Consider the following 25,101-nt stretch of genomic DNA (forward strand, 5'->3'; position numbering starts at 1 on the left):
AAAATCCCGGCCGTTCAGGTGCCAAGACAGAGCCCCCGGCCAGTGGCCGGGGGTGTTTTCAGATGGTCACAGGTCCGATTACATCGACTGCGTGCGGGTCCGCTGACGGGTATAGGCGCCGTCGGACTTGTCAATCCAAGCTGCCGAGGACTTCATCGACGCGGTGTAGCTGTCATAGACGCGCTTATACAGCTCATCGCCCATGTTCTCGTCATGCACTTCCTGGCTGGCCTTTGCAAAGGCATCCCAGACGCTGTCCGGGAATTCCAGCGTTTTCACGCCAGCCGATTGCAGGCGGGTCAAAGCTGAGGAGTTGTTCGACAAGAACTGCGCGAGGTTCCACTGATGGCCTTCGCCTGCGGCGACTTCGACGATCTTTTGCTGTGCCGGGGTCAGCGATTCGAACACTTCACGGTTCATTGCCAGCGACAGGCCTGCACCCGGCTCATGGAAGCCAGCGGTATAGTAGAACTTGGTGATTTCCTGGAAACCGGCCTTTTCGTCAGCCCAGGGGCCGATCCACTCGGTGCCGTCAATCGCGCCGGAGGCCAGCGCCTGATACACTTCGCCGCCCGGAAGGTTCTGCACCGATGCGCCCAGTTTGCCCAGCGCTTTGCCGCCAAGGCCCGGCATACGGAATTTCAAGCCGTTGAAGTCATCAGCCGAGGTGATTTCCTTGCGGAACCAGCCACCAGCCTGTGCGCCGGTGTTACCGCCGAGGAAGGATTTCAGACCAAAGGTCTGGCCCAGCTCGTCGTGGAATTCATGGCCGCCGCCGTGATAATACCAGTTCACCAGTTCCTGCGCGGTCATGCCCATCGGAACGCAGGTAAAGAAGGCGTAAGCCGGGTGCTGACCGACGAAGTAATAGTCAGCGCCGTGATACATATCAGCCTGACCCGAGGTCACAGCGTCAAACACTTCGAATGCGCCAACCAGTTCGCCTGCGGCTTTCAGATCAACGGTCAACTGACCATCGGTCATCGCGGTGATCATATCGGCATCGCGCTGCGCGCTGTCATGCACGCCAGCAAGGCCACGGCCCCAGGTTGTTACCATCGTCAGGGTGCGGTTGCCCTGCGCATACATCGGCGCGGCAAGCGTGGATGCGGCTGCTGCGGTTGCGCCACCGATGGTGGCTTTCGTCAAGAATGAACGACGATCCATGTAGTCTCCTCCCATGAGATTACCCCTCCTGAACTGGCGGGGCCGTTTATACGTGAGACCGACCATAGCGGCGGAATCCCGCGCAAGGAATACCTACTACTACGTAGAGCCCGCGCAAACTGGACAAATTTTCAGACCAGTTTCGCGATTTACACCATAGTGGCAAGGCCAATCCCCCGCGACCCTTGCTGGCATTGACGCAGGCGCGCCAACAACGGCATTCTACGATTCGCATTGCGGCGGGGGATCGGGTTGGCCAAGGGCGTCTGGCAGGACATCAGCGTGAAGCTAAGCTATGGCCAGAAGATTTTTCTTCTGGCAACGCTGCCGCTTGTGCTGGCGATGCTGACGGTCGGCTTTCTGGTCCAGCGCGAGTCGCGAGAGATGGCGGATCGCGAAATCGCGGGGCTGGAGGCGCAACTGATCGCCGCCAAAAAGGCCGAGCTGCGCAACTATCTGTCCATCGCCCGCACGGCCTTTGGCCCGATCTATGGCAACGCCCTGCCCGATGATGAGGCTGCCAAGCGGGAGGTGCTGCAAATCCTTGCGGCCATGACCTATGGCAACGAAGGCTTTTATTTCGTCTATGATTACGAAGGCAACAACCTTGTCAGCCCGCGCCAGACATGGCTGATCGAGCGCAATTGGGCCGGGTTGAAAGACCCCGAAGGCACCCCCGTGGTGGATGAGGTGATCCGGCTGGCGCGGCAAGGCGCGGGCTATCACAGCTATGTCTGGCCCAAGCCCAGCACGGGCGAGAATGCCAATATGGTGTCTTATGTCATCGGCTTGCAGGATTGGCGTTGGGCCATCGGCACCGGGATTTTCATCGACGATGTGCTGACATCGGTCGCCGCGGCCCGCGCAGAAACCGAAGCGCGCGTGCAGCGCACCTTTCTTTATATCGGGGCGATCACGCTGGCCTCGGTCTTGGTGGTGTTTCTGTCGGGGCTGATGCTGAACCTGCGCGAACGCAGGCTGGCCGAGGACAAGCTGAAGGCGCTGACCCAACGGGTGTTTGACACCCAAGAAGAAGAACGCGGCCGCGTGGCGCGCGAATTGCATGACAGCATCAGCCAGATCCTTGTCGGTGTGCGCTATACGCTGGAACTGGCGCGGCGCAGGCAGGCCACCGGCGATGCGCGGGCGGGTGAAAGCCTGAATTCCGGCATCGACCATCTGAACGGCGCCATCCAGGAAGTGCGCCGCATCAGCCGCGATCTGCGCCCCGGCGTGCTGGACGATCTGGGCCTTGGCCCTGCCCTGCAATCCTTGGCCGAGGAATTCGGCAAGCGCACCGGAATCAAGGTGGAATTTGAAACCGTGGTCTTTCGCAACCGCTTGGATCAGGATGCCAAGATCGCGCTTTACCGCATTGCCCAAGAGGCGCTGACCAATATCGAACGCCACGCAGGCGCGACCGAGGTGGCGGTTCTGGTGCGCGGCACCAAGAATGGCGCGATTCTGCGCATACAGGACAACGGGCGCGGCATGCCACCCCAGCGCGCCGAAGTGCAAGGCCTTGGCCTGCGCAACATGGCCGAGCGGATGGAACGTCTGGACGGCACCCTGCGCATCCTGTCCACCAAAACCGGCACCACGATCGAAGCGCAGGTGCCATTGACCCATATGCTGCCCCCGGCAGGCCGAACAAAGGTAAGCGCATGACCCCCCGTATCCGTGTTCTGATTGTCGACGATCACCCGATGGTCGCCCAAGGTATCAGCGCCATTCTGGAAACCTATGACGATATCGACGTGGTGGGCACCCTGTGCAACGGGCGCGAGGCGATCGAGCAGATCGAGGCGATAGACCCCGATGTGATGTTGCTGGACCTGAACATGCCGCAGATGAACGGGTTGACCGCGTCCGAGATCATTCTGGAAAAGCGTCCCGACACGCGTATCCTGATCCTGTCGATGCATGAAAGCCCGGAATATATCACCACCGCGCTGAACCATGGCGCGATGGGCTATCTGCTCAAGGATGTGCCGACCGAAGAGATCAAGCTGGCCATCGACGCAGTGATGCAGGGCAAACGCTATCTTTGCGCCGGGGCGGCGAGCGCGATCAAACCCGAAACCGATGGCGCGCGCGAGGCCCTGACCAGCCGGGAACAAACCATCCTGCTGGAACTGGCGCAGGGCAAAAGCAACAAGGATGTGGCACTTGCGCTGGATATTTCCGTGCGCACCGTGGAAACCCATCGCAAGAACATCAAGCGCAAGCTGGGCATTTCCTCGACCGCGGGGCTGACGCGCTATGCGATGGAACACGGGGTGTTGCAGGGCACGGGTATCTGACGCGCGGCGCTTGCGCAGGGTTTGCGCCATGTCATCAACGGGGGGCGGCTTTTGTTCAGCTATATCTGCATCGGCACCAATGATCTGCCGCGCGCGGTGGCCTTTTATGATGCGGTGATGGCGCCTTTGGGTCATGCTCGGATTGACCTTGATCTGCTGGGCGGCAATGCAACATGGGGGCTGGATGATCCCGGCCCGCATCTCTGGGTCACCACCCCGTTTGATGGCCGCGCGGCAAACCCCGGCAATGGCAGCATGTTTTCGCTGTTGGCCCAGAGCCGCGCGCAGGTCGATGCCGCCTATGCCGCCGCCCGCGCCCATGCCGCGCTGTGCGAAGGCCCGCCGGGGTTGCGCCCGCAATATGGCCCAAGCTTCTATGCCGCCTACCTGCGCGACCCGGACGGCAACAAGTTCAACGTGGTTTGCTATGCCGCTGCGGGCTGACCGCCCGGAGCTTTCGGGCTTTGGCCCTTTCACCCCGCTGCGCCCGCTGCAAGGCGGGCATCGCAACGCGGTATGGCTTGTGGCGCAGGGGGAAGTGCTTTGGGTCGCGAAATCCTCTGCCCGGACCGAGGCGGCGCTGACATGGTTGCAGCCCTTACACCGCCATGCCCGCGCCGCCGGGTTCATCCTGCCGCAGATGGCGCAAACCGCAACGGGCCAGCACCTGTGCAACGGCTGGACGCTGGAACCCTTTGTTGCGGGCCGCGCCGCCACGGCTGCTGATCTGGCGACCGTGCAACCGCGTTTGCAGCAAATGCACCGGCACGCAGGCAAGGACGCGCCGCAGGCGGGGCAGCGCCCCGGTTTCACCTCGGCCCGTGGCTTTGCCTCAGGGGCCGCGCAGGGGGGCGATGTCGATCTGACCGCCCTGCCCCGGCGCTTGCCGCGCGCTGCCGCGCCGCTTGGGCCGCGCTGGAGGGCGAAGACACGCTGATCCACGCCGATATCAACCCCGGCAACCTGATCCTGACCGATCAAGGCCCGGCCTTGATAGATTGGGACGAGGCCCGCCGCGACCTGCCGCTGTTCGATTTGCCGCCCGCGGATGCGCCCGCCCATGCCGCCCGTCTGGCATGGGAAATTGCCTGTTGCTGGCAGGCCGAGCCGGCCCATGCCCGCGCGCTGGCCCAAGACTGGGACCAAGACTGGGGCCGAAACTGCGCCGAAACGCGGCGCTAAACCCGCCCCAATTTCGCGCTTCTTACGCCTGAACCCCCATGTTTTGAAATTTTCGATATGTTTTAATCGCCCCTGCGACACTTTATTCCGTGTTTTGGGTGTTGACCTGCCTTTTCACCCGCCATATGGTCCGCTTCGCACCAGAGGGGTAGGCACATGAACGATCTTGTCGTGGTCATTTTAAAAAGGCGTATGGGCCGGTAGCGGAAACCCCTTCCAAACCCCATGCGCCCCCGCTTCACCCCCGGGGGCTTTTTGTTGCGATAGGGCCGCGATCTGCGGCGATAGAGGAAAGAGACGATGGCGAATTCTGGAACGCAGGCGATGACGGGCGCGGAAATGGTGGTTCAGGCCATGAAGGATCAAGGCGTGGAGGTGGTCTTTGGCTATCCCGGCGGTGCCGTCCTTCCCATCTATGACGCGCTGTTCCAACAGAATGATATTCGCCATGTCATCGTGCGGCATGAACAAGGGGCCGTGCATATGGCCGAAGGCTATGCGCGTTCCACCGGGAAGCCGGGCGTTGTTCTGGTGACATCAGGCCCCGGTGCCACCAATGCGGTGACCGGGTTGACCGATGCGCTGATGGACAGCATTCCGCTGGTGGTGTTCACCGGGCAGGTGCCGACCTTCATGATCGGCACGGATGGGTTCCAAGAGGCCGATACCGTAGGTATCACGCGGCCCTGCACCAAGCATAACTGGCTGGTCAAGGACACGGCCAACCTTGCCGAAGTGATCCATCAGGCGTTTCATGTGGCGACCCATGGCCGCCCCGGCCCGGTGCTGATCGACATTCCCAAGGATGTGCAATTCGCCACCGCCGATTACATGCCGCCGCCCAAAGCCAAGGTGTCGCATTACCAGCCCAAGCTGAAGGGCGATATCGACGCGATCACCCGCATGGTAGAGATGATGGAAACCGCCGAGCGCCCGGTGTTTTACACCGGCGGTGGCGTCATCAACTCTGGCCCCGCTGCCAGCCAATTGCTTCGCGAATTTGTCGAGGCGACGGGCTTTCCGATCACCTCGACCCTGATGGGGCTGGGCTGCTATCCGGCATCGGGTGACAAATGGCTGGGCATGTTGGGGATGCACGGCACATATGAGGCCAATCTGGTGATGCATGGCTGCGACCTGATGCTGAACATCGGCGCACGGTTTGATGACCGGATCACCGGGCGGATTGCCGATTTCTCGCCCAACAGCCGCAAGGTGCATGTGGATATCGACCCGTCCAGCCTGAACAAGGTGATCCGGGTGGATGTGCCGATCCTGGGCGATGTTGGCCATGTGCTGGAAGATGCGCTGCGCCTGTGGAAGGCCCGTGGCCGCAAGGTCAACAAGCCTGCGCTGGCGAAATGGTGGAAGCAGATCGCTGAATGGCGGGCCGTGAACTGCCTTGATTACACGCCCTCGGACACGGTGATCAAACCGCAATATGCCTTGCAGCGGCTGGAAGCGCTGACCAAAGGTATGGACCGCTATATCACCACCGAAGTGGGCCAGCACCAGATGTGGGCGGCGCAGTTTCTGGGCTTTGAAGACCCGAACCGCTGGATGACAAGCGGTGGCTTGGGCACGATGGGCTATGGCTTGCCGGCCTCGATCGGGGTGCAACTGGCGCATCCTGACGCGCTGGTGATCAACGTGGCGGGCGAGGCAAGCTGGTTGATGAACATGCAGGAAATGGGCACCGCGATCCAGTTTCGCGCGCCTGCCAAGCAGTTCATCCTGAACAATGAGCGGCTTGGCATGGTGCGCCAGTGGCAGCAATTGCTGCATGGCGAGCGTTATTCGCAAAGCTGGTCGGAAAGCCTGCCGGATTTCGTGAAACTGGCCGAAGCCTTTGGCTGCAAGGGGATCAAATGTTCGGACCCGAAGGATCTGGATGATGCGATCATGGAGATGATCAGATATGACGGGCCGGTGATCTTTGATTGTCTGGTGGAAAAGCATGAAAACTGCTTCCCGATGATCCCCTCTGGCAAACCGCATAATGAGATGCTGTTGGGCAATGCCGATACGCAGGGCGTGATCGGGGCCAAGGGCGCTGTGCTGGTCTGAGGCCTTGCCAAGTTGAAAGCGCCGGGGGTTTCACACCCCCGGACCCCCGTGGGATATTTTTACCGAAAAGAAAGGGCGCAGGATGTCGCCGTTGAACATTAAACAAGGCTCTACCAGCCATTCTGCCTATGATCTGCGCGATCCGAATGGCGAGGTGATCGAACAGCATACGCTGGCGGTTCTGGTCGCGAATGAAAGCGGTGTTCTGGCGCGGGTGATCGGGTTGTTTTCCGGGCGCGGCTATAACATCGACAGTTTGACCGTGGCGGAGGTGGACCATGAGGGGCATCGCAGCCGCATCACCATTGTCACCCGGGGCACGCCGCCGGTGATTGAGCAGATCAAAGCGCAATTGGGCCGGATTGTGCCGGTACATGAGGTGCATGACCTGACGGTGGAGGGGCCATCGGTGCAGCGCGAGCTGGCGCTGTTCAAGGTTGCGGGCAAAGGTGATGCGCGGATCGAGGCGCTGCGTCTGGCCGAGATTTTCCGCGCCAATGTGGTGGATAGCACGTTGGAAAGCTTTGTCTTTGAAATGACAGGCACGCCGGAGAAGATTGACGCCTTTGCCGAGTTGATGCGGCCTTTGGGCCTGCGCGAGATTGCGCGGACCGGGGTTGCGGCGCTGGCGCGCGGGGCATGATGCGATCTGGTCTATGGGCGGGGGCTTTGTTGCCATGTCTGGCGGCAGCGGCCCTTGCCGCGCCCTATGCCGATTATGGCAAGCCCGAACAATGCGGGGCCTATGCGCAGGCGGAGTATGACCGCGAGCGCTGGTTTCCGGGCGGCGAGGCCGGGGTGATGGCGCTGACCGATGCGCAATCGGTCAAAGGGTTGAACGCGCTGTTGTTTGAGGGCGTGATCACCGAAGAAGGCGCCAATGAGCCCGCAGGCCGGGTGCTTGCCACGCGCGGGCCGTTGTTGGGGGCGGAGGGCCCGCTGGCCGAGGAGGTCTTGGTGATTGTCACCCCGCAGGGGATCAGACTGTTGCAGCGCTGCCCCTGAGGGGGGCGCTTTAGCGCCCTTCGAACCGGGCGGGGCGCTTTTCCAGAAAGGCGATCACGCCTTCCTTGAAGTCATGCGTCATGCCGCAGGCCCCTTGCAACTGCGCCTCCAGCGTCAATTGCGCATCGAGACTGTTGCCATGGCTGGCGCGGATGGCGGTTTTCACCGCCTTATAGGCCGCGGTCGGACCAGCGGCGAGATGGGCAGCCCGGGCGCGCCAATGCGCCGCAAACCCGTCATCGGGAATGGATTCGTAGATCATGCCCCAGCTTGCCGCCTGATCGGCGCTGATCTTGTCGGCGAAAAGGGCAGCCCCCATGGCGCGCGCGGCCCCGATCTGGCGCGGCAGCCAATAGGTGCCACCCGCATCCGGGATCAGGCCGATGCGGGTGAATGCCTGAATGAAGCTGGCCGATTGCGCCGCGATCACCACATCGGCGGCCAGCGCAAGATTGGCCCCTGCCCCCGCAGCCGCCCCGTTCACAGCGGAAATCGTGGGGATCGGGCTGTCATAGATCGCACGCAGCAAGGGTTCATATTCGTCACGCAGAGTGCGCTCTAGGTCAATATTGGCGAGTTTGGCGCGGTCGCCCAAATCCTGCCCCGAACAAAACGCCCGCCCGGCCCCGGTCAGCACCAGCGCGCGCGCGGTCTTGCCCGCCTCTTTCACCGCAAAGAGCAATTCGGCCCGCATCTGGGTGGACAGCGCATTCATCACCTCGGGGCGGTTCAGCGTGATCAGGCCCAGACCGTCGGTTTCTGAATAGGTGATGGTTTCGTATTGCATGCGCTTTGTCCTTTGTTCCACATCGGTGCCGCGCCTGCACAATAGCGCCCCGCGCGCAGAGGAAAAGCGGGACGATACGTCAGTCCTGCGAAATACCGGTTACTTCTTGGGGGCCAGCAATTCCGCGAGGCGCTTTTCTTCCTCGGGGGTCAATGCCTCGGGCGGGGCATCCCCGTCCTGGCGGCGGCGGCGCAGATAGGCAAAGGCGATGCCGCCCCCCAGCACCAGCATCAACGGCCCCGCGATCCACAGCAGCAGGTTCGCGCCTTGCGAGGTCGGGTTCAGCAGCACATATTCACCATAGCGGGCCACGATATAATCCATCGCCTCGGCGTCCGTATCGCCTGCCACCAGCCGTTCGCGCAGCAAAAGCCGCAGATCCCGCGCCAGATCGGCATTACTGTCGTCGATGTTTTCATTGCGGCAGACAAGGCAGCGCAGGTCCTTGGACAAATCGCGCGCGCGGGCCTCCAGCACGGGGTCGGCCAGAATCTCATCCGGTTGCACGGCCAGAACGGGTGTCGCGATCAACGCAAGCGAGAGGGTCAGCGCGCGGATCATTCGGCAGGCACCGCGTTGAGCTTGCGCGCCCGCTGCCCCGCCGCCACGCGGTAGCGCCGGTCGGCAAGGCTGATCACCCCGCCCAATGCCATCAGGAAGGCCCCGCCCCAAATCCAGTTGGCGAAAGGTTTGAAATAGCTGCGCACCGCCCAAGAACCATTTTCCTGCGCATCGCCGATCACCATGTAAAGATCACGGGTGAAGCCATAGTCGATCCCGGCTTCGGTCGTGGGCATGCCGGCCACCGGATACACCCGCTTTTCGGGGTAAACCGTGGCCACCGCAGCACCATTGCGCGTGATGTCAAAGGCCGCTTTGGTGGTGAAATAGTTTGGCCCGGTTTCCTTTTCCACCGAGGCCAGCGTGACGGTATAGCCGCGCAGATCATAGCTTTCGCCCACATTCATGGTGCGAATATCTTCAACCTGCCACGCCATCATCGCGGCCACTGCAAAGGTGGTGACGCCAAAGCCACCATGGGCCACCGCTTTGCCCCAATCGGCGCGCGGCAGACGTGCTATTCGCCCCAGGCGGCCTGCAAGCGGCCCACGGCCTGCGCGTTGCCACAACTCTGTCAGCGCGCCAAACACCACCCAAGCACCAAGGCCAAGGCCAATCGGCCCCAAAGCCGAGCGCCCGGTTTGCACCGCATAGGCCAGCAGCATCAGCGACAAGGCCAACACAGCCGCAGGCCAAAGCGCGCGCAGGCTGCGCCCCAACAACGCGCGTTTCCACGGCATGATCGCCCCAATCGGCAGCAACAGCGCCAGAACCACCATGAACGGCGTGAAGGCGGCGTTGAAGAAGGGTTCCCCCACGCTCAGCTTTCTGTCCCACAGCAATTCAGCCACCAAGGGCCAGATCGTGCCGACAAAAACCACGAAACAAGATACTGCCAACAGCAGGTTATTGGCGACAAGCGCGCTTTCACGGCTGACGGGGGCAAACAGGCCCTTTGCCTCCATCGCGCTGGCGCGGGCGGCAAACAGCATCAGCGCGCCGCCCATGAAGAACCCAAGGATCAGCAGGATGAACACGCCGCGTTCCGGGTCATTGGCAAACGCATGGACCGAGGTGATAACGCCCGAGCGCACGATGAATGTGCCGATCAGCGAGAAGCCAAAGGCAAGGATGGCCAGCAGGATGGTCCAAGCCTTCAGCGCCTCACGCTTTTCCACCACGATGGCGGAATGCAGCAGGGCCGCGCCAATCAGCCAAGGCATGAAGCTGGCATTTTCCACCGGGTCCCAGAACCAAAAACCACCCCAGCCCAGTTCATAATACGCCCACCACGACCCCAGCGCGATGCCGATGGTCAGGAACACCCAGGCGGCCAATGTCCATGGCCGCACCCAACGGCCCCAGGCAGCATCGACGCGGCCTTCGATCAGCGCGGCCACAGCAAAGGAAAACGCCACCGACAGGCCAACATAGCCCAGATACAGGAAAGGCGGGTGAAAGGCCAAACCTGGGTCTTGCAGCAAGGGGTTCAGGTCTTTGCCGTTGAAAGGCGGGGTTTCCAGCCGCAGAAACGGATTTGATGTCAGCAGCATGAAGGCCATGAAGGCCACCCCGATAGAGCCTTGCACCGCGATCACCCGCGCCCGCAGCGTCGGCGGCAGGTTGCCGCCAAACCACGCGACCGAGGCCCCGAACACAGCCAGAATCAGCACCCACAGCAGCAAAGACCCCTCGTGGTTGCCCCAGACGCCCGAGATTTTATACAGCATCGGCTTGAGCGTGTGGGAATTGGCAACCACCAGCGCGACCGAGAAATCCGAGGTCACAAAGGCGTAGGTCAACGCGGCAAAGCTGGCCGTGACCAGCAAAACCTGCACCACGGCAGCGGATTCGCCCACGGCCATCCAGCCAGACCAGCGTTTTTGTGCGCCGATCAAGGGCATAACGGTCTGGATCAGCGCCACGAAAAACGCAAGGATCAGGGCAAAATGGCCGAATTCAACGATCATCAGAATGGTCCTGTCTGCTAGGGTCGGTTTAACTTACGCCGGAATGACGCCGGGGCCAATGGGGATGCGCTAAGCCGTCGCATGCAAAGGCTGCCGTCAGGCCCCGATGCGCCGCCCGGCCCGACGGGTCGACAGCAGCAAATTGGTCTCGGACGTGACCACCCCGTCAATCTCGCGGATGCGGAACATCACCTCGTCCAGTTCCAGCAAGGTTGCGGTGCCGATCTCGGCGATCAGGTCCCAGCGGCCATTGGTGGAATGCACCGCATGCACCGCCGGAATCCCGGTCAGCCGCGCCATGGTCTTTTCGGCACCGCGCCCCTCAATCCCGATCATCATCAGCGCCCGCACCGGCGAGGCAGTGACATCGCCGCGCGTCAGCACCGAAAAGCCCGCAATCTCACCGCTGGCCTGTAAGCGTTCCATCCGGGCGCGCACAGTGGCCCGCGCCACGCCCAGCCGGGCCGCCAGATCCGACAAGGACGCGCGGCCATCGCGGCGCAGCTCGGCAATCAAAGCCTGATCTGTATCATCCAATTTGGCATATCCTTGCACCGTTTTGCGTGTAATAGTGTTCGAATTGGCAGAAATATAGGTTCTTTCGGCCAGTATAACAAAGCAAATCTGATCCAACAGAAAACGGAGTTTCCCCATGGCAAAACACTGCATCCTGATCGGCGCCCCGATTGATGAAGGCCAACGCCGCCCCGGTTGCCTGATGGGACCGGCGGCATATCGTGTGGCAGGGCTGGCGCAAACGCTGCGCGATCTGGGCCACGGGGTCGAAGATCGCGGCGATGTCGCGATGACACCGGATACCGATGCGCGCTGCGACAACCCCGCCGTGCATTCGCTGGCCGAGGTTGCGGGCTGGTCCCATGCCCTGCGCGCGGCGACCGACACCGCCTTGGACAGCGGCTTTCCGATCATCATGGGCGGCGATCATTCGCTGGCGCTTGGCTCGGTGGCAGGGGCTGCCGCCCATGCCGCCGCCAAGGGCAAGCCCTTGTTTTTGTTGTGGCTGGATGCTCATTCCGATTTTCACACGCCAATGACGACAACCAGCGGCAATCTGCATGGCACGCCTGTGGCCTATATTGCCGGGCGCGATGGCTTCGATGCCTTCGGCCCCTTCCCCGCCGTGATCCCGCCGGAAAATATCTGCCTGTTCGGCATCCGCTCGGTCGACCCTGCGGAACATGCCGCACTGTTGAACCATGATATCGAGATCAACGATATGCGGGTGCTGGATGAACATGGCATCGTGAAACCCCTTCGCGATTTTCTGGAGCGGGTGGTTGCGGCTGATGGGATGCTGCATGTCTCGCTCGACGTGGATTTTCTGGACCCGTCGATCGCGCCCGCCGTTGGCACCACGGTTCCCGGCGGCACCACCATCCGCGAGGCGCATCTGGTGATGGAACTGCTGCACGAAAGCGGGCTTGTCACCTCGCTTGATCTGGTGGAACTGAACCCGTTTCTGGACGAACGCGGGCGCACCGCACGGCTGATGGTCGACCTTGTCGCCAGCCTGATGGGCCGCAAAGTCTTTGACCGCCCCACACGCAGTTTTGGCTGAGCCCCGGAGACGAGAATGAAAGCCCCCTCGAAACAGGCCTTTGTGCCTTTTGTCAGCGTTGCCAATATGATGAAGATTGTTCTTCATCTGGGCGTCGAACGCATGATGGCAGACCTTGTGCAGGAAATCGAAGATGATTTCCGCCGCTGGGGGGCGTTTGACAAGACACCGCGGGTTGCCAGCCATTCCGATGTGGGCGTGATCGAACTGATGCCGACATCGGACGGGGAAACCTATGGGTTCAAATATGTGAACGGGCATCCGTCCAACATGAAGAAAGGCTTGCAAACCGTTACAGCCTTTGGCCTTTTGGCCGATGTGCAAACGGGCTATCCGATCCTTTTGTCGGAAATGACCATCCTGACCGCGCTGCGCACGGCGGCCACCTCTGCGATGGCGGCGAAATGGCTGGCCCCCAAGGGCGCGCGGGTGATGGCGCTGATCGGCAATGGCGCGCAGGCCGAATTTCAGGCGCTGGCCTTCAAGGCGATTTGCGGGATTGAGGAGGTGCGGCTTTTTGATATCGACCCCGCCGCCACCGGCAAATGCGTGACAAACCTGCAAGGGCGCGGCATCACGCTGACGCCCTGCCAAAGCCCGCAAGAGGCGATCGAAGGCGCACAGATCATCACCACGGTCACTGCCGACAAGCAATATGCCACCATTCTGACCGATAACATGGTCGGCGCGGGCGTGCATATCAACGGGGTTGGCGGCGACTGCCCCGGCAAGACCGAGTTGCATCGCGACATTCTGCTGCGGTCCTCGATCTTCGTGGAATACCCGCCGCAAACCCGGGTGGAAGGGGAAATTCAGCAATTGGCCTCGGACCATCCGGTGACAGAGCTGTGGCAGGTCATCACCGGCGCGGTGGCGGGGCGGACCAGTTCGTCGCAGGTGACGCTGTTTGACAGCGTGGGCTTTGCCATCGAGGATTTCGCGGCCCTGCGCTATATTCACGGCAAGCTGGCCGAAACCGGCATGTTCGAGCAATTGGACATGATCGCCGACCCCGACGAGCCGCGCGATTTGTTCGGGATGATCCTTCGGTCTGCGTGAAACGAAGGCGCGGCCTGACGCAAAGGCCGGGGGTTTCACACCCCCGGACCCCCGCGGGATATTTTTGAATAGATGAAAACGGAAGGCGCGTCAGTGCAACGTGAATTCCCCCACGACATGGCGCCATTCGCCGGGATGGATCAGCTTGCGATGGGTGAAGCGCACGGAATGTAGCGGGCCATCGAGTTTCTCCTGCCAAAACTCGATAAACTTGAAGAGATTGGGGTAATCGGGCGCGAGATCGTAATCCTGCCAGATATAGCTGTTCAGAACATGGGTGTAATCGGGCATTCGGTAAAAGAATTCCGCGGTCGTCAGCCCATAGCCTTTGAGCATGAGTTCCGTTTCAGCGCGTGTCATTGGGTGCCTCATTGCTTTTTTTAGAGAGTTCAGATTGCCACGAATCTTATAATTTTCAATGAAAACATATTGTTATCACTATGGCGCATTGGCTGACAAAGCCCCTGGGCAGCTTGGGTGGGCCGGCGGCATTGCACCCTGTATCTGGGATGGTCTATAGTCCGGGCAACTAGATATAGCCCCTTGCATGGGGGCCGGGAAAGAAAGAGCGGAAGACGTGGCAGACCGTCCGGAAGATACTGAAAACACTGATGAAATTATCGAGCGCATGGCCCATGACGGCCCGCAGGTAAGTATCATTGATGAGATGAAGACGGCCTATCTGGATTACGCGATGAGCGTGATCGTCAGCCGGGCCATTCCAGACCTGCGCGATGGCTTGAAACCGGTGCATCGCCGCATCCTTTATGCGATGAACGAGGTAGGCAACACATTCGACAAGCCTTACCGCAAATCTTCGCGCCCGGTGGCGGATACGATGGGTAAGTATCACCCCCACGGCGACGGCGCGATTTATGACGCGCTGGTGCGGATGGCGCAGGATTTCAGCATGTCTTTGGTGCTGTTGGATGGTCAGGGCAATTTTGGCTCCATGGATGGCGATAAGGCGGCGGCCTTCCGCTATACCGAAGTGCGGATGGCCAAGACGGCAAATTTCCTGCTGGCCGATATCGACAAGGAAACCGTTGATTTCCAAGACAACTATGACGGCAAGGACAAAGAGCCAACGGTGTTGCCGGCGCGTTTTCCGAACATGCTGGTCAATGGCGCGGGGGGGATTGCCGTTGGTATGGCGACCAATATTCCGCCGCACAACCTTGGCGAGGTGATTGACGGCACGCTGGCGCTGATTGCCGATCCGGATATGTCGACCGAAGCCTTGATGGAAATTATCCCCGCCCCTGACTTTCCCACAGGTGGCGTGATCCTTGGACGCTCGGGTGCGCGCAAGGCCTATCTGGAGGGGCGCGGCTCGGTGATCGTGCGGGCCAAGACGCGGGTGGAGGAGATTCGCAAGGACCGCTGGGCGATCATCATTGATGAAATCCCCTATCAGGTGAACAAAGCCTCGATGATCGAGAAGATTGCCGAGCTGGTCCGCGAAAAGCGCGTCGAAGGCATTGCCCATGTGCAGGACGAATCTGACCGGATCGGCGTGCGCGTGGTGATTGAGTTGAAGCGCGATGCGACGGCGGAAGTGGTGTTGAACCAGTTGTTCCGGTTCTCGCCGATGCAGATCCATTTTGGCTGCAACATGCTGGCGCTGAATGGCGGGCGGCCGGAGCAGTTGACGCTGCGCGACTTCCTGACCTATTTCATCAGCTTCCGCGAAGATGTGGTGGCGCGCCGCACGGCCTATGAGCTGCGCAAAGCGCGGGAGCGGAGCCATATTCTATGTGGTCTGGCGGTCGCTGTGTCGAATGTGGATGAGGTGGTGCAGACCATCCGGTCCTCGGCCGATGCGGGTGAGGCGCGGGAGCGGTTGATGACGCGGCGCTGGCCTGCGGGCGAGATTATTCCCTTCATCAAGCTGATTGATGACCCATCCCATAAGGTCAATGAGGATGGCACCTATAACCTGTCGGAAATTCAGGCCCGCGCGATCCTTGATTTGCGTTTGCAGCGTCTGACAGCCTTTGGTGTCAGCGAGATTACCGACGAGCTGGCCGAATTGGCTGGCAAGATCAAGGATTACCTTGAAATTCTGGGCAGCCGCGAGCGGATCATGGCGATCATCGCGGCGGAGTTGCAAGAGGTCAAAGACCTGTTCGCCGTGCCGCGCCGGACCGAGATTTCGGACTGGTCGGGCGATATGGAAGATGAGGACCTGATCGAGCGCGAAGATATGGTCGTTACCATCACCAGCGGCGGCTATATCAAGCGGACGGCTTTGCATGAATTCCGGGCGCAGCGGCGGGGTGGCAAGGGCCTTTCGTCGATGTCGACCAAGGAAGATGATGTGGTCACGACGCTGTTTGTGGCCAATACCCATACGCAACTGCTGTTCTTCACCACCGATGGCATGGTTTACAAGCTGAAAACCTGGCGTCTGCCCTTGGCGGGCCGCAATGCGCGCGGCAAGGCGATGGTAAACATTCTGCCGATTGTGGCGGGGGTTTCCATTGCGGCCATTCTGCCCGTTGATGTGCCGGATGATGAATGGGATGATTTGCAGATATTCTTTGCCACCTCGGATGGTGATGTGCGCCAGAACGCGCTTTCGGATTTCACCAATGTGATGCGCAACGGCAAGATTGCGATGAAGCTGCCAGACGGGGTTTCGCTGGTAAACGCGCGGATTTGCGATGAAAATGACGATATCATGCTGGTTACAGCCGGGGGCCGTGCAATCCGCTTCCCGACCACCGAAGTGCGCGTGTTCAAGAGCCGTGGCTCGACCGGTGTGCGCGGCATTCGTTTGCAGGACGGCGACACGGTTGTCTCTATGTCCGTGATCCGGCATTTCGAGGCGACGCCGGATCAGCGGGCGGCCTATCTGAAGATGCGGCGTCAGCAAGAAGGCGTGATCGACGAGCCAGAGGCCGAAGACGATGAGGTCGCTGTGGCGGGTGAATTGTCGCAAGAGCGGTTTAACGAGATGAAAGCCTATGAGGACCTGATCCTGACGATTACGCAAGGCGGGTCGGGCAAGCTGTCATCCAGCCATGATTACCCGGTGCGCGGGCGTGGCGGCCAAGGGGTGAAAGCGATGGCGGGCCGCAATGGCGCGCTGGTCGCCTGCTTCCCGGTTGAGCGTTCGGATCAGGTGATGCTGGCCACCTCGACCGGGCAATCCATCCGGGTGCCGGTGGAGGGGATTTCCTTCCGCTCCCGTTCGGCCGGGGGGGTCAAGGTGTTCAACACCGGTGCGGGTGAGGTTGTTGTCTCGGTCGCGCGGGTTGCGGAAAGTGGCGAGGAGGAGGGCGAGGCCGTGACAGCGGCACCGTCTGAGGGACACGCCACGGAATGAGCCTGCCGGGGCTTGAGGCGGCTTTGGATGACTTGGCCCGTGGCGGCAAAACCGTTGGCTATGGGGCTTTGGCGCAGCACTTGGCGGTTCCCGGCCCCGGCAGTATTGCCAAGCTGACAGCGGCGCTGGAGGCGATGATGGCCGAAGATGTCATGGCGGGGCGGCCTTTGCGGGCCGCCCTGTGCCATGCAAGGGGCAGCGACCTGCCCGCCAAAGGGTTTTTTGACGTGGCACGGGCATTGGGCCGCTTTGATGGAACGGAGGCCGCCGCATTTGTCACAGCAGAGCGGGCGGCGCTTTTCAAAGCGGCGGGGCTGCGCTAGATCAGCCTCTTGCGGGGGGAGAGCGCCGGGGGGCTTTGCGCCCCCCGGACCCCCCGCAGGATATTTGTGCCGAAAAGAAAGCGATGGACCGCGTGGAAACAAAGACACTCAACATCATTGGCGGCGGGATGGCCGGATCGGAAGCGGCGTGGCAGGCTGCACAGATGGGGGTGCGCGTGGTGATCCATGAGATGCGGCCAAAGGTGGAAACCTTTGCGCATCGCACCGGAAATCTGGCCGAGATGGTCTGTTCCAATTCCTTCCGGTCGGATGATGATGAGCGCAATGCCGTGGGCTTGTTGCATTGGGAAATGGGGGCCGCGAATGGGATCATCATGGAAACCGCGCGCGCCAATCGTTTGCCCGCAGGCGGGGCTTTGGCGGTGGATCGGGATGTGTTTGCTGAAGCGGTGACCGCGAAGATCAAAGCACATCCGCTGATTTCCGTGTCTTATGAGGAGATTACGGAGCTGCCTGTCGAGGGGCACTGGATCGTGGCAACGGGGCCGCTGACCTCTGGCGCTTTGGCCGACAGCATTCGTGCGGTGACGGGGGCCGAGGCGCTGGCGTTTTTTGATGCCATCGCGCCGATTGTCTATGCCGAGACGGTGGATATGTCGGTGGCCTGGATGCAAAGCCGCTATGACAAGGGCGAGACGGAGGAAGAACAGACCGCCTATATGAACTGCCCGATGACCAAAGCGGAATATGAGGCCTTTGTTGATGCCTTGCTGGCGGCGGAGAAAACCGAATTTCATGAAGGCGAGACGGCAGGATATTTTGACGGCTGCCTGCCGATTGAGGTGATGGCCGAACGCGGCCGCGAGACCTTGCGCTTTGGGCCGATGAAGCCGGTGGGGTTGACCAACCCGCATAATCCGCAAAAGCCCTATGCCGTGGTGCAGTTGCGGCGCGACAACAAGCTGGGCACGCTTTACAATATCGTGGGCTTTCAGACCAAGATGAAGTATGGCGCGCAAACCGCTGTTTTCAAAATGATTCCCGGCCTTCAGGATGCCAGCTTTGCGCGGCTTGGCGGCATCCATCGCAACACATTCATCAACTCTCCCACGCTTTTGGATGCGCAGATGCGGTTGCATAGCCGTCCCAATATCCGCTTTGCCGGGCAGATCACGGGCGTCGAAGGCTATGTTGAATCTGCCGCCATGGGTTTGCTTGCCGGGCGGATGGCCGCGGCGGAGATTTTGGGGCGTGAGCTGCCGCCGCCCCCCCCCGAAACCGCGATGGGCGCGTTGATTACCCATATCACCGGCGGGGCGGAGGCAAAGACCTTTCAGCCGATGAATGTGAACTTTGGGCTGTTTCCGCCGATTGACGCCAAGGGGGGGCGCCGGGGCCGTAAGGACCGCTACAAAGCCTATACCGACCGCGCCAAAGAGGCCTTTTCGGCATGGCTTTCGTAACGCGCTTTGCGCCCTCTCCCACCGGGCCTTTGCATCTGGGTCATGCCTATTCGGCCCTGCTGGCGCATGACATGGCGCGAGCCGAAGGCGGTGCCTTTTTTCTGCGGTTCGAAGATACCGATCTGGAGCGCTGCAAACCGGAATATGAAGATGCCATTGCTGATGATCTGCGCTGGCTTGGCATGTGTTGGGATGGGCCGATCTTACGGCAATCGCCAAATATTGCGGCCTATAACGCGCGGCTCGATCTGCTCGCTGCGCGCGGGTTGATCTATCCTTGCTGCTGCACCCGTGCCGATATCCGCGCCGCTTTGGCTGCCCCACAAGAAGGCGTTGCGCATGCGGTCTATCCCGGCACCTGTCGGGGCCGCAGCATGGACAGCCGGCGTGCGGAGGATGCGCTGCGGCTGGACCTGAACGCGGCACTGGCCCAGCTTTCGCTGACGGCGCTGATTTTCACCGAAACCGGCCCCGCCCATCGCGGCGTGCATCTTGTGGACCCCATGGCGGCACAGGCGACAATCGGCGACATCGTCCTGAGCCGAAAGGGCGAGGATATCGTCGCCTATTTCCTCGCCTCGGCGTTTGATGATGCCGATCAGGGGATCACCCATGTCATCCGGGGCGAGGATTTGTTCGACTTCGTGCCCATTCAAGTGATCTTGCAACGGCTTTTCGACCTGCCAACGCCGATCTACCACCATCACCGCCTGATCCGCGATGCGCATGGCAAGCGGTTGGCAAAGCGTGATGATGCGCGCGCTTTGTCGAAGTTCCGGGCCGAGGGGGCAAGCCCTGCTGATATCCGGCGCATGGTGGGGCTGTAGGGCCGGCTTGCTGCCGAAAAATCAGCCGTGCATCGGGTCTGCGGTAATCACCTCTGCCCCCTCCGCAACCAGCGTGTAAAAGCAAGAGCGGCGGTTGGTGTGGCAGGCAGGCCCGGTCTGATCGACCTTCAAAAGCAGGCAATCGCGATCACAATCGACCCGCAATTCCACCAATCGCTGCACATGGCCCGAGGTTTCGCCCTTGGCCCAGAAGTCCTGACGCGAGCGTGACCAATAGGTCACCTGCCCCGTCTTTAAGGTCCGCGCGATGCTTTCGGCGTTCATCCAGGCCATCATCAACACCTCACCCGTCGCATGGTCCTGCGCAATCGCGGGGATCAGCCCCTTGGCATCATACTTTAGGCTTGCTGGATCAAATGACATCGGGCTTTTCCTTTGCAACGCGCGCTTGGCCGACTATCTATGCGGTAAAGCACGGAGAGAAAAGCCATGAGCGACGCCGCGATGATGAAGCTGTATTCCGGGCGCATTCTGGAACTGGCCGCCGATATTCCGCATCTGGGCCGCCTGCCCGCGCCGCAAGCGACCGTGCGCAAGCGCTCGCCGCTATGTGGGTCTGTGGTGACGGTGGATCTGGTGATGACGGATGGCCGGGTCACGCAATTCGCGCAGGATGTGAAGGCCTGCGCCTTGGGTCAGGCGGCGGCGGCGGTTGTGGGAGGTGCTGTGATCGGGCGCAGCAGCGCCGAACTGCTGGCCGCGCGCGATGCGCTGCGCGCCATGCTGGCCGAGGGCGGGCCCGTGCCGCCTGCCCCTTTCGATGGTTTTGCCGTGCTGGAACCTGCACGGGAGTTTAAGAACCGCCACGCCTCTATCCTGCTGGCAATCGACGCCGCTGCCGAGGCCGCCGCCCAAGCATAAAAAAACCGCCGCGCATCCGAAAGGGATGGCGGCGGCAAGGAAGCGTGTCTGACGGGCGCGACAAACGGGGTGGGACAACCCCGGCGGATGAACGCATGGCACAGGTTGGGACAGGTGCGCGCGCCCGGGCGTTCAGAACGCAGGCAGTGATCAGAACAAGGCAGGCAAGGACAGGCCCATAACCAGAACAGCAAACAACGACACGACACCGATCATATCTTCGAACAGGGTCTTGGACGAACGGGCGGCGACGGCTTTGATATCTGCGATCATGGGAACCTCCTTGCTTGTTGCTATATTGTTCTCACTTTCTTTACGCCTTGTAAAGAACTTTTTGAGAACATTTGAGAACAAAAGCGGTTAACCGACCGAAATCAACCGGATCGCGCGGTCCTGATCCAGTAACCAAAGGAGGTTTCGCACAGCTTTCCCACGGTCCGATGTCAGTCCGGGGTCATCATGCAGCAGCTTGCGGGCGTCAGATTGCGCGACGGCCATCAAGGCGGTTTGCCGTTCCATATCCGCCACCCGAAACCGGGGCAAACCGGATTGGGCGGTGCCGATCAGATCGCCTGCCCCGCGCATGGCAAGGTCTTCCTCGGCAATGCGGAAGCCGTCTTCGGTGTCGCGCAGCACTTTCAAACGCCGCTCCCCCCCTTCGGACAGCGGGGCCTGATACATCAGCAAACAGGTGGAATGGGCCGATCCGCGCCCCACCCGCCCGCGCAACTGGTGCAACTGTGCCAGACCAAACGTCTCGGCCCGCTCTATCACCATGATCGAGGCATTGGGCACGTTCACGCCCACCTCGATCACCGTCGTCGCAACCAGCACCTTGCTTTGCCCGGCGACAAACCCTGCCATTGCCGCATCTTTTTCGCTGGCGGGCATCTGGCCATGCACCAAAGCCACCACGCCTTCGCCCAAGGCCGCGCGCAAATGCTGGAACCGCGCTTCGGCAGAGGCATAGTCCAGCACCTCGCTATCCTCGACCAAGGGGCAGACCCAATAGGCCTGCCGCCCCTCGCCCACAGCATGACGCAGCTTTTCCACCACCTCATCCATCCGCGTGGTGGACACCAGCGCCGTCTGCACCGGTTTGCGCCCCGGTGGCTTTTCATCCAGCACCGACACATCCATATCGCCGTAACTCGCCAGCGCCAGACTGCGCGGAATTGGCGTCGCCGTCATCACCAAGACATCCGCCGATTGCCCCTTGGCCCCCAACTCCATCCGCTGCGCCACACCGAAACGGTGCTGTTCATCTACGATCGCCAAACGAAGGTCTTGGAAAACCACGTCTTTTTGAAAAACCGCATGGGTGCCGACCAGAATTTGTATCCGACCCTCGGCCAGATCGGCCAGCTTCCGCCCCCGCTCAGCCCCTTTGTCGCGCCCGGTCAGCAGCTCCAGCCGCACCCCGGCCAAGGCAGCCAGATCCACCAACCCCGCCAGATGCTGGCGCGCCAAAATCTCGGTCGGGGCCATCATCACGCCTTGCCCACCCGCCTCCACCGCGACCAACAAGGCCATGAACGCCACGAGGGTTTTGCCAGACCCCACATCGCCCTGCAGCAAGCGGTTCATCCGGCTGGGCGCGGCCATATCGGCGCTGATCTCGGCCACAGCGCGGGTTTGCGCAGCGGTCAGCTGATACGGAAGCGCCGCCAGCACCATGCGCTGCAACGCGCCCGTGCCCCGGCTTTCGCGCCCCGTGCCCCGCCGCAACGAGGCGCGCGCCAAAGACAGCGTCAACTGATGGGCAAAAAACTCATCATAAGCAAGGCGTTGGCGGGCGGGGGTGGTTTCCGCGAAATCGGCGTTGGATTGCGGCTTATGGGCGGCGCGAATGGCATCGGCCCAATCCGGCCAGCCCGCTTTCGCCTTTTGCCCCGCATCCACCCATTCCGGCAGGTCGGGCATCCGCGCCATCGCCCCCGCCGCCGCCTTGGCGACCAGCTTTTGCGTCACCCCTGCGGTCAGCGGATAGACCGGCTCAAACTCCGGCAGCTCCGCCGCATCCTCCACCCGCAAGACATGGTCGGGGTGCACCATCTGGGCGATACCGTCAAACACCTCTACCCGGCCGGATACAAGGCGTTTTTGCCCGGTCGGCAGCAGGTTTTGCAGGTAATCCCCGCGCGCGTGAAAGAAAACCAGTTGAAATTCCAACGCGCTGTCCTGCACCATCACGCGGTAGGGGCGGCCCTTGCTGCGCGGCGGAAAATGCGCGCCAACCACCACCTCTACCGTGACGGTCGTCGGCGGCACCACATCCCGGACCGAGGGTTTTCTGGCCCGGTCAATCCCCGAATGCGGCAAAAGCAGCAGCAAATCCTTTGGTTTTTCAACGCCCAAAGCCGCAAGGGCCTTGGCTGATTTGGGCCCCACCCCTTCCAGCGTTTCCAGATCCGCAAACAGCGGAAAAAGGAGTTCCGGCCTGCTCATGCCGATCCGATCAGGGCAAGCCACCCATCTTCATCCAGAATTTCAACGCCCAAGGCCTCTGCCGCCTTTGCCTTGGACCCGGCCCCCGGCCCGGCCACCAGCAAATCGGTCTTGGCCGAGACGGACCCCGCCACCTTGGCCCCAAGACTTTCGGCGCGCGCCTTCGCCTCGGCCCGCGTCATTTTCGCCAGCGTGCCCGTGAACACCACGATCTTGCCCGCCACCGGGCTATCCACCGGGGCGCGGGCGGTGACGGATTGCACCTCCAGCTCCGCGACAAGCGAATCTATCGCGGCCCGTTCGCGCGGGTTTTGAAAAGCAGCAACGACCGAGGCCGCCAGCACCGCGCCCACGCCATCAATGCTCAGCAGATCGGCCCAAACCGGGCCTTCACCAATCGTGGCCCCGGTCATCGCCGCTTCAAACGCGGCCCAACTGCCGTAATGGGTGGCCAACAGACTGGCAGAGCTTTCGCCGACATGGCGAATCCCCAGCGCGAAGATCAAGCGGTTAAGCGGAATTTTCCGTTTTTCATCAATGGCATCGAACAGGTTTTCGGCGGATTTCGGCCCCCAGCCTTCGCGGTTTTTCAACTGCTGGATGCCCGTGCCGAACCGGGCCTTCAGCGTGAAAATATCGGCGGGCGTGGCGATCCAGCCGTCCTTGAAAAACGCCTCGACCTGTTTCGCGCCCAGACCTTCGATATCAAAGGCCGCACGGCTGACGAAATGGCGCAGGCGCTCTACCGCTTGGGCCGGGCAAATCAACCCACCGGAACAACGCCGCACCGCATCGCCTTCCTCGCGCAGCGCGGGCGATTGGCATTCGGGGCAAAACGTTGGAAAGTCAAAGGGTTGCGCATCATCTGGGCGCTGCGATAGATCCACATCCGCGATTTTCGGGATCACGTCCCCCGCACGGTAGACCTGCACGAAATCGCCGACGCGGATATCCTTGCCCTCGCGGATCGGGGCACCTTTGCTATCCCGGCCCTGAATGTAATCTTCATTGTGCAAGGTGGCGTTGGACACAACGACCCCGCCTACCGTCACAGGTTGCAACCGCGCCACCGGGGACAGCGCGCCGGTGCGCCCCACCTGAATGTCGATTGCCAAAAGCCGCGTCCAGGCCAGTTCCGCCGCGAATTTATGCGCAATTGCCCAGCGGGGGGTGGTGGACCGAAAGCCAAGCCGCCGTTGCAGCGCCAGATCATCGACCTTATAGACCACCCCGTCGATGTCATAGCCAAGGCTGGCGCGTTGCGCTTCGATCTCGGCATAGTGGTGCAGCAGCGCCTCGGCGGTGTCAAAGCGCCGTGTCAGCGGATTGGTTTTGAAGCCGAGCGACGCCAGCTTTTCAATCGCCGCGAATTGCTGTTCCGCCAGCGGGGCAGACAGCGCCCCCCAAGCATAGGCAAAGAATTTCAGCGGGCGCGCGGCGGTGATATTGGCATCCAATTGCCGCAAAGACCCCGCCGCGGCATTGCGCGGATTGGCAAAAGTTTTGCCGCCACGTTCGGCCTGCCGCGCGTTCAGCGCCTGAAAATCGGCATGGCTCATATAAACCTCGCCGCGCACTTCCAGCACATCGGGGGCACCTTCCAAACGCTGCGGGATATCGGCAATCCGGCGCGCGTTTTCGGTGACATTTTCCCCCACTTCGCCATCACCGCGCGTCGCCGCCTGCACCAACCGCCCCTGTTCATAGCGCAAGGAAAGCGACAGACCGTCGATCTTTGGTTCGGCGGTAAAGGCCAAAGGCCCATCAAGCCCAAGGTATTTCCGCACCCGGTCAACAAAATCGGCGACATCTGCCGCCTCGAACGCATTTTCGAGGCTGAGCATCCGCACCTCATGCGTGACCTTGGAAAACCCCTCGGCCAGTGCTGCGCCAACCTGATCGCTGGGGCTGTCGCTGCGTTTCAACTGCGGGAACCGCGCCTCAATCGCCAGATTGCGGCGTTTCAGCCTGTCGTATTCGGCATCCGATATTTCGGGCGCGTCATCGGTGTGATAGGCCGTGTTGGCCGCCCGCAGCAGCCCCGACAGACGCGCAAGTTCTTCCGTGGCTTCTGCTTCGCTCAGCGCGTCTGGCTCTGCATCCGCAACTGACCGATTTTCAACTGCCCGCGCCATTCCATCCCCCATACCAGCATCAATACAGGTTTAGGACGCTGTCGCAGCAAG

25 protein-coding genes are annotated in these 25,101 nt (G+C 61.4%); 15 read left to right on the top strand and 10 right to left on the bottom strand.

All coding sequences use genetic code 11. From position 1 onward, the window contains the following. Positions 1-78: 78 nt before the first annotated feature. Entirely contained in the window at positions 79-1,167 is a 1,089-nt protein-coding gene (locus EGN72_RS08185) for a TRAP transporter substrate-binding protein (RefSeq protein WP_127046415.1), read from the bottom strand. 342 nt (positions 1,168-1,509) lie between these two features. Here EGN72_RS08185 and EGN72_RS08190 point away from each other — a divergent pair, with 342 nt between their 5' ends. The 8 genes from EGN72_RS08190 (at position 1,510) to EGN72_RS08225 (ending at position 7,724) form a co-directional block, all read left to right on the top strand. Beyond that, a complete protein-coding gene (locus EGN72_RS08190; protein ID WP_127046617.1) occupies positions 1,510-2,835 on the top strand; it encodes a cache domain-containing protein in 1,326 nt (441 codons plus the stop codon). Then, positions 2,832-3,470 (top strand): response regulator transcription factor, encoded by a 639-nt coding sequence (locus EGN72_RS08195; protein ID WP_127046417.1) that lies wholly within the window; start codon positions 2,832-2,834, stop codon positions 3,468-3,470. The genes EGN72_RS08190 and EGN72_RS08195 overlap by 4 nt, the downstream gene beginning before the upstream one ends. Positions 3,471-3,521: 51 nt before the next feature. Continuing rightward, complete coding sequence (locus EGN72_RS08200; protein WP_127046419.1) at positions 3,522-3,914, top strand: VOC family protein; 393 nt, start codon at positions 3,522-3,524, stop codon at positions 3,912-3,914. Further along, a complete protein-coding gene (locus EGN72_RS08205; RefSeq protein ID WP_127046421.1) occupies positions 3,898-4,407 on the top strand; it encodes a hypothetical protein in 510 nt (169 codons plus the stop codon). Before EGN72_RS08200 ends, EGN72_RS08205 begins: the two co-directional genes overlap by 17 nt. After that, on the top strand, positions 4,407-4,652 hold the full coding sequence (locus EGN72_RS19160) for a phosphotransferase (protein WP_233587088.1): 246 nt from the start codon (positions 4,407-4,409) through the stop codon (positions 4,650-4,652). Before EGN72_RS08205 ends, EGN72_RS19160 begins: the two co-directional genes overlap by 1 nt. Positions 4,653-4,952: 300 nt before the next feature. Continuing rightward, entirely contained in the window at positions 4,953-6,719 is a 1,767-nt protein-coding gene (locus tag EGN72_RS08215; RefSeq protein WP_127046425.1) for an acetolactate synthase 3 large subunit, read from the top strand. 82 nt (positions 6,720-6,801) lie between these two features. Beyond that, positions 6,802-7,362 (top strand): acetolactate synthase small subunit, encoded by a 561-nt coding sequence (gene ilvN / locus EGN72_RS08220; RefSeq protein WP_127046427.1) that lies wholly within the window; start codon positions 6,802-6,804, stop codon positions 7,360-7,362. Continuing rightward, positions 7,359-7,724 carry a hypothetical protein gene (locus EGN72_RS08225; RefSeq protein WP_127046429.1) on the top strand — a complete coding sequence of 122 codons (366 nt, stop codon included), beginning with the start codon at positions 7,359-7,361 and terminating at the stop codon, positions 7,722-7,724. Before ilvN ends, EGN72_RS08225 begins: the two co-directional genes overlap by 4 nt. Positions 7,725-7,734: 10 nt before the next feature. Here the strand turns inward: EGN72_RS08225 and EGN72_RS08230 are convergent, their stop codons facing one another. The 4 genes from EGN72_RS08230 to EGN72_RS08245 all read right to left on the bottom strand — a co-directional run bounded on the left by EGN72_RS08230 (position 7,735) and on the right by EGN72_RS08245 (position 11,579). After that, complete coding sequence (locus EGN72_RS08230) at positions 7,735-8,511, bottom strand: enoyl-CoA hydratase-related protein (protein ID WP_127046431.1); 777 nt, start codon at positions 8,509-8,511, stop codon at positions 7,735-7,737. Between the two features lie 99 nt (positions 8,512-8,610). After that, entirely contained in the window at positions 8,611-9,072 is a 462-nt protein-coding gene (locus EGN72_RS08235) for a cytochrome c-type biogenesis protein (protein WP_127046433.1), read from the bottom strand. Beyond that, positions 9,069-11,042 carry a heme lyase CcmF/NrfE family subunit gene (locus EGN72_RS08240; protein WP_127046435.1) on the bottom strand — a complete coding sequence of 658 codons (1,974 nt, stop codon included), beginning with the start codon at positions 11,040-11,042 and terminating at the stop codon, positions 9,069-9,071. Before EGN72_RS08240 ends, EGN72_RS08235 begins: the two co-directional genes overlap by 4 nt. 96 nt (positions 11,043-11,138) lie before the next feature. Further along, entirely contained in the window at positions 11,139-11,579 is a 441-nt protein-coding gene (locus tag EGN72_RS08245; protein WP_127046437.1) for an Lrp/AsnC family transcriptional regulator, read from the bottom strand. Between the two features lie 115 nt (positions 11,580-11,694). Here EGN72_RS08245 and rocF point away from each other — a divergent pair, with 115 nt between their 5' ends. Then, the gene (gene rocF, locus EGN72_RS08250) at positions 11,695-12,621 is read left to right on the top strand and encodes an arginase (RefSeq protein WP_127046439.1); all 927 of its coding nucleotides are present in this window, start codon (positions 11,695-11,697) and stop codon (positions 12,619-12,621) included. A 15-nt stretch (positions 12,622-12,636) separates the two neighbouring features. After that, positions 12,637-13,680, top strand: a complete 1,044-nt coding sequence (locus EGN72_RS08255; RefSeq protein ID WP_127046441.1) for an ornithine cyclodeaminase — start codon at positions 12,637-12,639, stop codon at positions 13,678-13,680. 90 nt (positions 13,681-13,770) lie between these two features. Here EGN72_RS08255 and EGN72_RS08260 read toward each other — a convergent pair whose 3' ends face one another. Continuing rightward, positions 13,771-14,040, bottom strand: a complete 270-nt coding sequence (locus tag EGN72_RS08260; RefSeq protein WP_127046443.1) for an usg protein — start codon at positions 14,038-14,040, stop codon at positions 13,771-13,773. A 217-nt stretch (positions 14,041-14,257) separates the two neighbouring features. Here EGN72_RS08260 and gyrA point away from each other — a divergent pair, with 217 nt between their 5' ends. The 4 genes from gyrA (at position 14,258) to gluQRS (ending at position 19,585) form a co-directional block, all read left to right on the top strand. Then, positions 14,258-17,011 carry a DNA gyrase subunit A gene (gene gyrA / locus EGN72_RS08265; protein WP_370323222.1) on the top strand — a complete coding sequence of 918 codons (2,754 nt, stop codon included), beginning with the start codon at positions 14,258-14,260 and terminating at the stop codon, positions 17,009-17,011. Then, on the top strand, positions 17,008-17,334 hold the full coding sequence (locus EGN72_RS08270; protein ID WP_127046447.1) for a hypothetical protein: 327 nt from the start codon (positions 17,008-17,010) through the stop codon (positions 17,332-17,334). The genes gyrA and EGN72_RS08270 overlap by 4 nt, the downstream gene beginning before the upstream one ends. 92 nt (positions 17,335-17,426) lie before the next feature. Next, a complete protein-coding gene (trmFO, locus tag EGN72_RS08275) occupies positions 17,427-18,758 on the top strand; it encodes a methylenetetrahydrofolate--tRNA-(uracil(54)-C(5))-methyltransferase (FADH(2)-oxidizing) TrmFO (protein WP_255417428.1) in 1,332 nt (443 codons plus the stop codon). After that, positions 18,746-19,585, top strand: a complete 840-nt coding sequence (gene gluQRS, locus EGN72_RS08280; RefSeq protein ID WP_127046451.1) for a tRNA glutamyl-Q(34) synthetase GluQRS — start codon at positions 18,746-18,748, stop codon at positions 19,583-19,585. Before trmFO ends, gluQRS begins: the two co-directional genes overlap by 13 nt. A 21-nt stretch (positions 19,586-19,606) precedes the next feature. On the opposite strand, the gene hisI is transcribed toward gluQRS, so the two are convergent. Continuing rightward, on the bottom strand, positions 19,607-19,969 hold the full coding sequence (gene hisI, locus EGN72_RS08285) for a phosphoribosyl-AMP cyclohydrolase (protein WP_127046453.1): 363 nt from the start codon (positions 19,967-19,969) through the stop codon (positions 19,607-19,609). 66 nt (positions 19,970-20,035) lie between these two features. Between hisI and EGN72_RS08290 the strand changes: the two genes are divergently transcribed. Beyond that, positions 20,036-20,467: an iron-sulfur cluster assembly scaffold protein gene (locus EGN72_RS08290; protein ID WP_127046455.1), complete on the top strand. Its 432-nt coding sequence runs from the start codon at positions 20,036-20,038 to the stop codon at positions 20,465-20,467. A 150-nt stretch (positions 20,468-20,617) separates the two neighbouring features. Here EGN72_RS08290 and EGN72_RS19570 read toward each other — a convergent pair whose 3' ends face one another. The 3 genes from EGN72_RS19570 to ligA form a co-directional block, all read right to left on the bottom strand. Next, positions 20,618-20,740, bottom strand: a complete 123-nt coding sequence (locus EGN72_RS19570; RefSeq protein ID WP_255417429.1) for a hypothetical protein — start codon at positions 20,738-20,740, stop codon at positions 20,618-20,620. Between the two features lie 87 nt (positions 20,741-20,827). Then, complete coding sequence (gene recG, locus EGN72_RS08295) at positions 20,828-22,915, bottom strand: ATP-dependent DNA helicase RecG (RefSeq protein ID WP_127046619.1); 2,088 nt, start codon at positions 22,913-22,915, stop codon at positions 20,828-20,830. Beyond that, on the bottom strand, positions 22,912-25,050 hold the full coding sequence (gene ligA, locus EGN72_RS08300; protein ID WP_127046457.1) for an NAD-dependent DNA ligase LigA: 2,139 nt from the start codon (positions 25,048-25,050) through the stop codon (positions 22,912-22,914). The genes recG and ligA overlap by 4 nt, the downstream gene beginning before the upstream one ends. Positions 25,051-25,101 lie beyond the last annotated feature (51 nt).

This window comes from Pseudorhodobacter sp. E13, assembly GCF_003991405.1.
Taxonomy (GTDB): Bacteria; Pseudomonadota; Alphaproteobacteria; order Rhodobacterales; family Rhodobacteraceae; genus Pseudorhodobacter.

Excerpts from the sequence above, each read along its gene's own strand:
- EGN72_RS08195 (WP_127046417.1), top strand. The coding sequence starts at position 2,832 with ATGACCCCCCGTATCCGTGTTCTGATTGTCGACGATCACCCGATGGTC.
- EGN72_RS08260 (WP_127046443.1), bottom strand. The coding sequence starts at position 14,040 with ATGACACGCGCTGAAACGGAACTCATGCTCAAAGGCTATGGGCTGACG.
- EGN72_RS08230 (WP_127046431.1), bottom strand. The coding sequence starts at position 8,511 with ATGCAATACGAAACCATCACCTATTCAGAAACCGACGGTCTGGGCCTG.
- EGN72_RS19570 (WP_255417429.1), bottom strand. The coding sequence starts at position 20,740 with ATGATCGCAGATATCAAAGCCGTCGCCGCCCGTTCGTCCAAGACCCTG.
- EGN72_RS08235 (WP_127046433.1), bottom strand. The coding sequence starts at position 9,072 with ATGATCCGCGCGCTGACCCTCTCGCTTGCGTTGATCGCGACACCCGTT.
- EGN72_RS08255 (WP_127046441.1), top strand. The coding sequence starts at position 12,637 with ATGAAAGCCCCCTCGAAACAGGCCTTTGTGCCTTTTGTCAGCGTTGCC.
- ilvN (WP_127046427.1), top strand. The coding sequence starts at position 6,802 with ATGTCGCCGTTGAACATTAAACAAGGCTCTACCAGCCATTCTGCCTAT.
- EGN72_RS08290 (WP_127046455.1), top strand. The coding sequence starts at position 20,036 with ATGAGCGACGCCGCGATGATGAAGCTGTATTCCGGGCGCATTCTGGAA.
- EGN72_RS08185 (WP_127046415.1), bottom strand. The coding sequence starts at position 1,167 with ATGGATCGTCGTTCATTCTTGACGAAAGCCACCATCGGTGGCGCAACC.
- recG (WP_127046619.1), bottom strand. The coding sequence starts at position 22,915 with ATGAGCAGGCCGGAACTCCTTTTTCCGCTGTTTGCGGATCTGGAAACG.
- EGN72_RS08240 (WP_127046435.1), bottom strand. The coding sequence starts at position 11,042 with ATGATCGTTGAATTCGGCCATTTTGCCCTGATCCTTGCGTTTTTCGTG.
- EGN72_RS08215 (WP_127046425.1), top strand. The coding sequence starts at position 4,953 with ATGGCGAATTCTGGAACGCAGGCGATGACGGGCGCGGAAATGGTGGTT.
- EGN72_RS08270 (WP_127046447.1), top strand. The coding sequence starts at position 17,008 with ATGAGCCTGCCGGGGCTTGAGGCGGCTTTGGATGACTTGGCCCGTGGC.
- EGN72_RS08190 (WP_127046617.1), top strand. The coding sequence starts at position 1,510 with ATGCTGACGGTCGGCTTTCTGGTCCAGCGCGAGTCGCGAGAGATGGCG.
- ligA (WP_127046457.1), bottom strand. The coding sequence starts at position 25,050 with ATGGCGCGGGCAGTTGAAAATCGGTCAGTTGCGGATGCAGAGCCAGAC.
- rocF (WP_127046439.1), top strand. The coding sequence starts at position 11,695 with ATGGCAAAACACTGCATCCTGATCGGCGCCCCGATTGATGAAGGCCAA.
- gluQRS (WP_127046451.1), top strand. The coding sequence starts at position 18,746 with ATGGCTTTCGTAACGCGCTTTGCGCCCTCTCCCACCGGGCCTTTGCAT.
- hisI (WP_127046453.1), bottom strand. The coding sequence starts at position 19,969 with ATGTCATTTGATCCAGCAAGCCTAAAGTATGATGCCAAGGGGCTGATC.
- EGN72_RS08225 (WP_127046429.1), top strand. The coding sequence starts at position 7,359 with ATGATGCGATCTGGTCTATGGGCGGGGGCTTTGTTGCCATGTCTGGCG.
- EGN72_RS08205 (WP_127046421.1), top strand. The coding sequence starts at position 3,898 with ATGCCGCTGCGGGCTGACCGCCCGGAGCTTTCGGGCTTTGGCCCTTTC.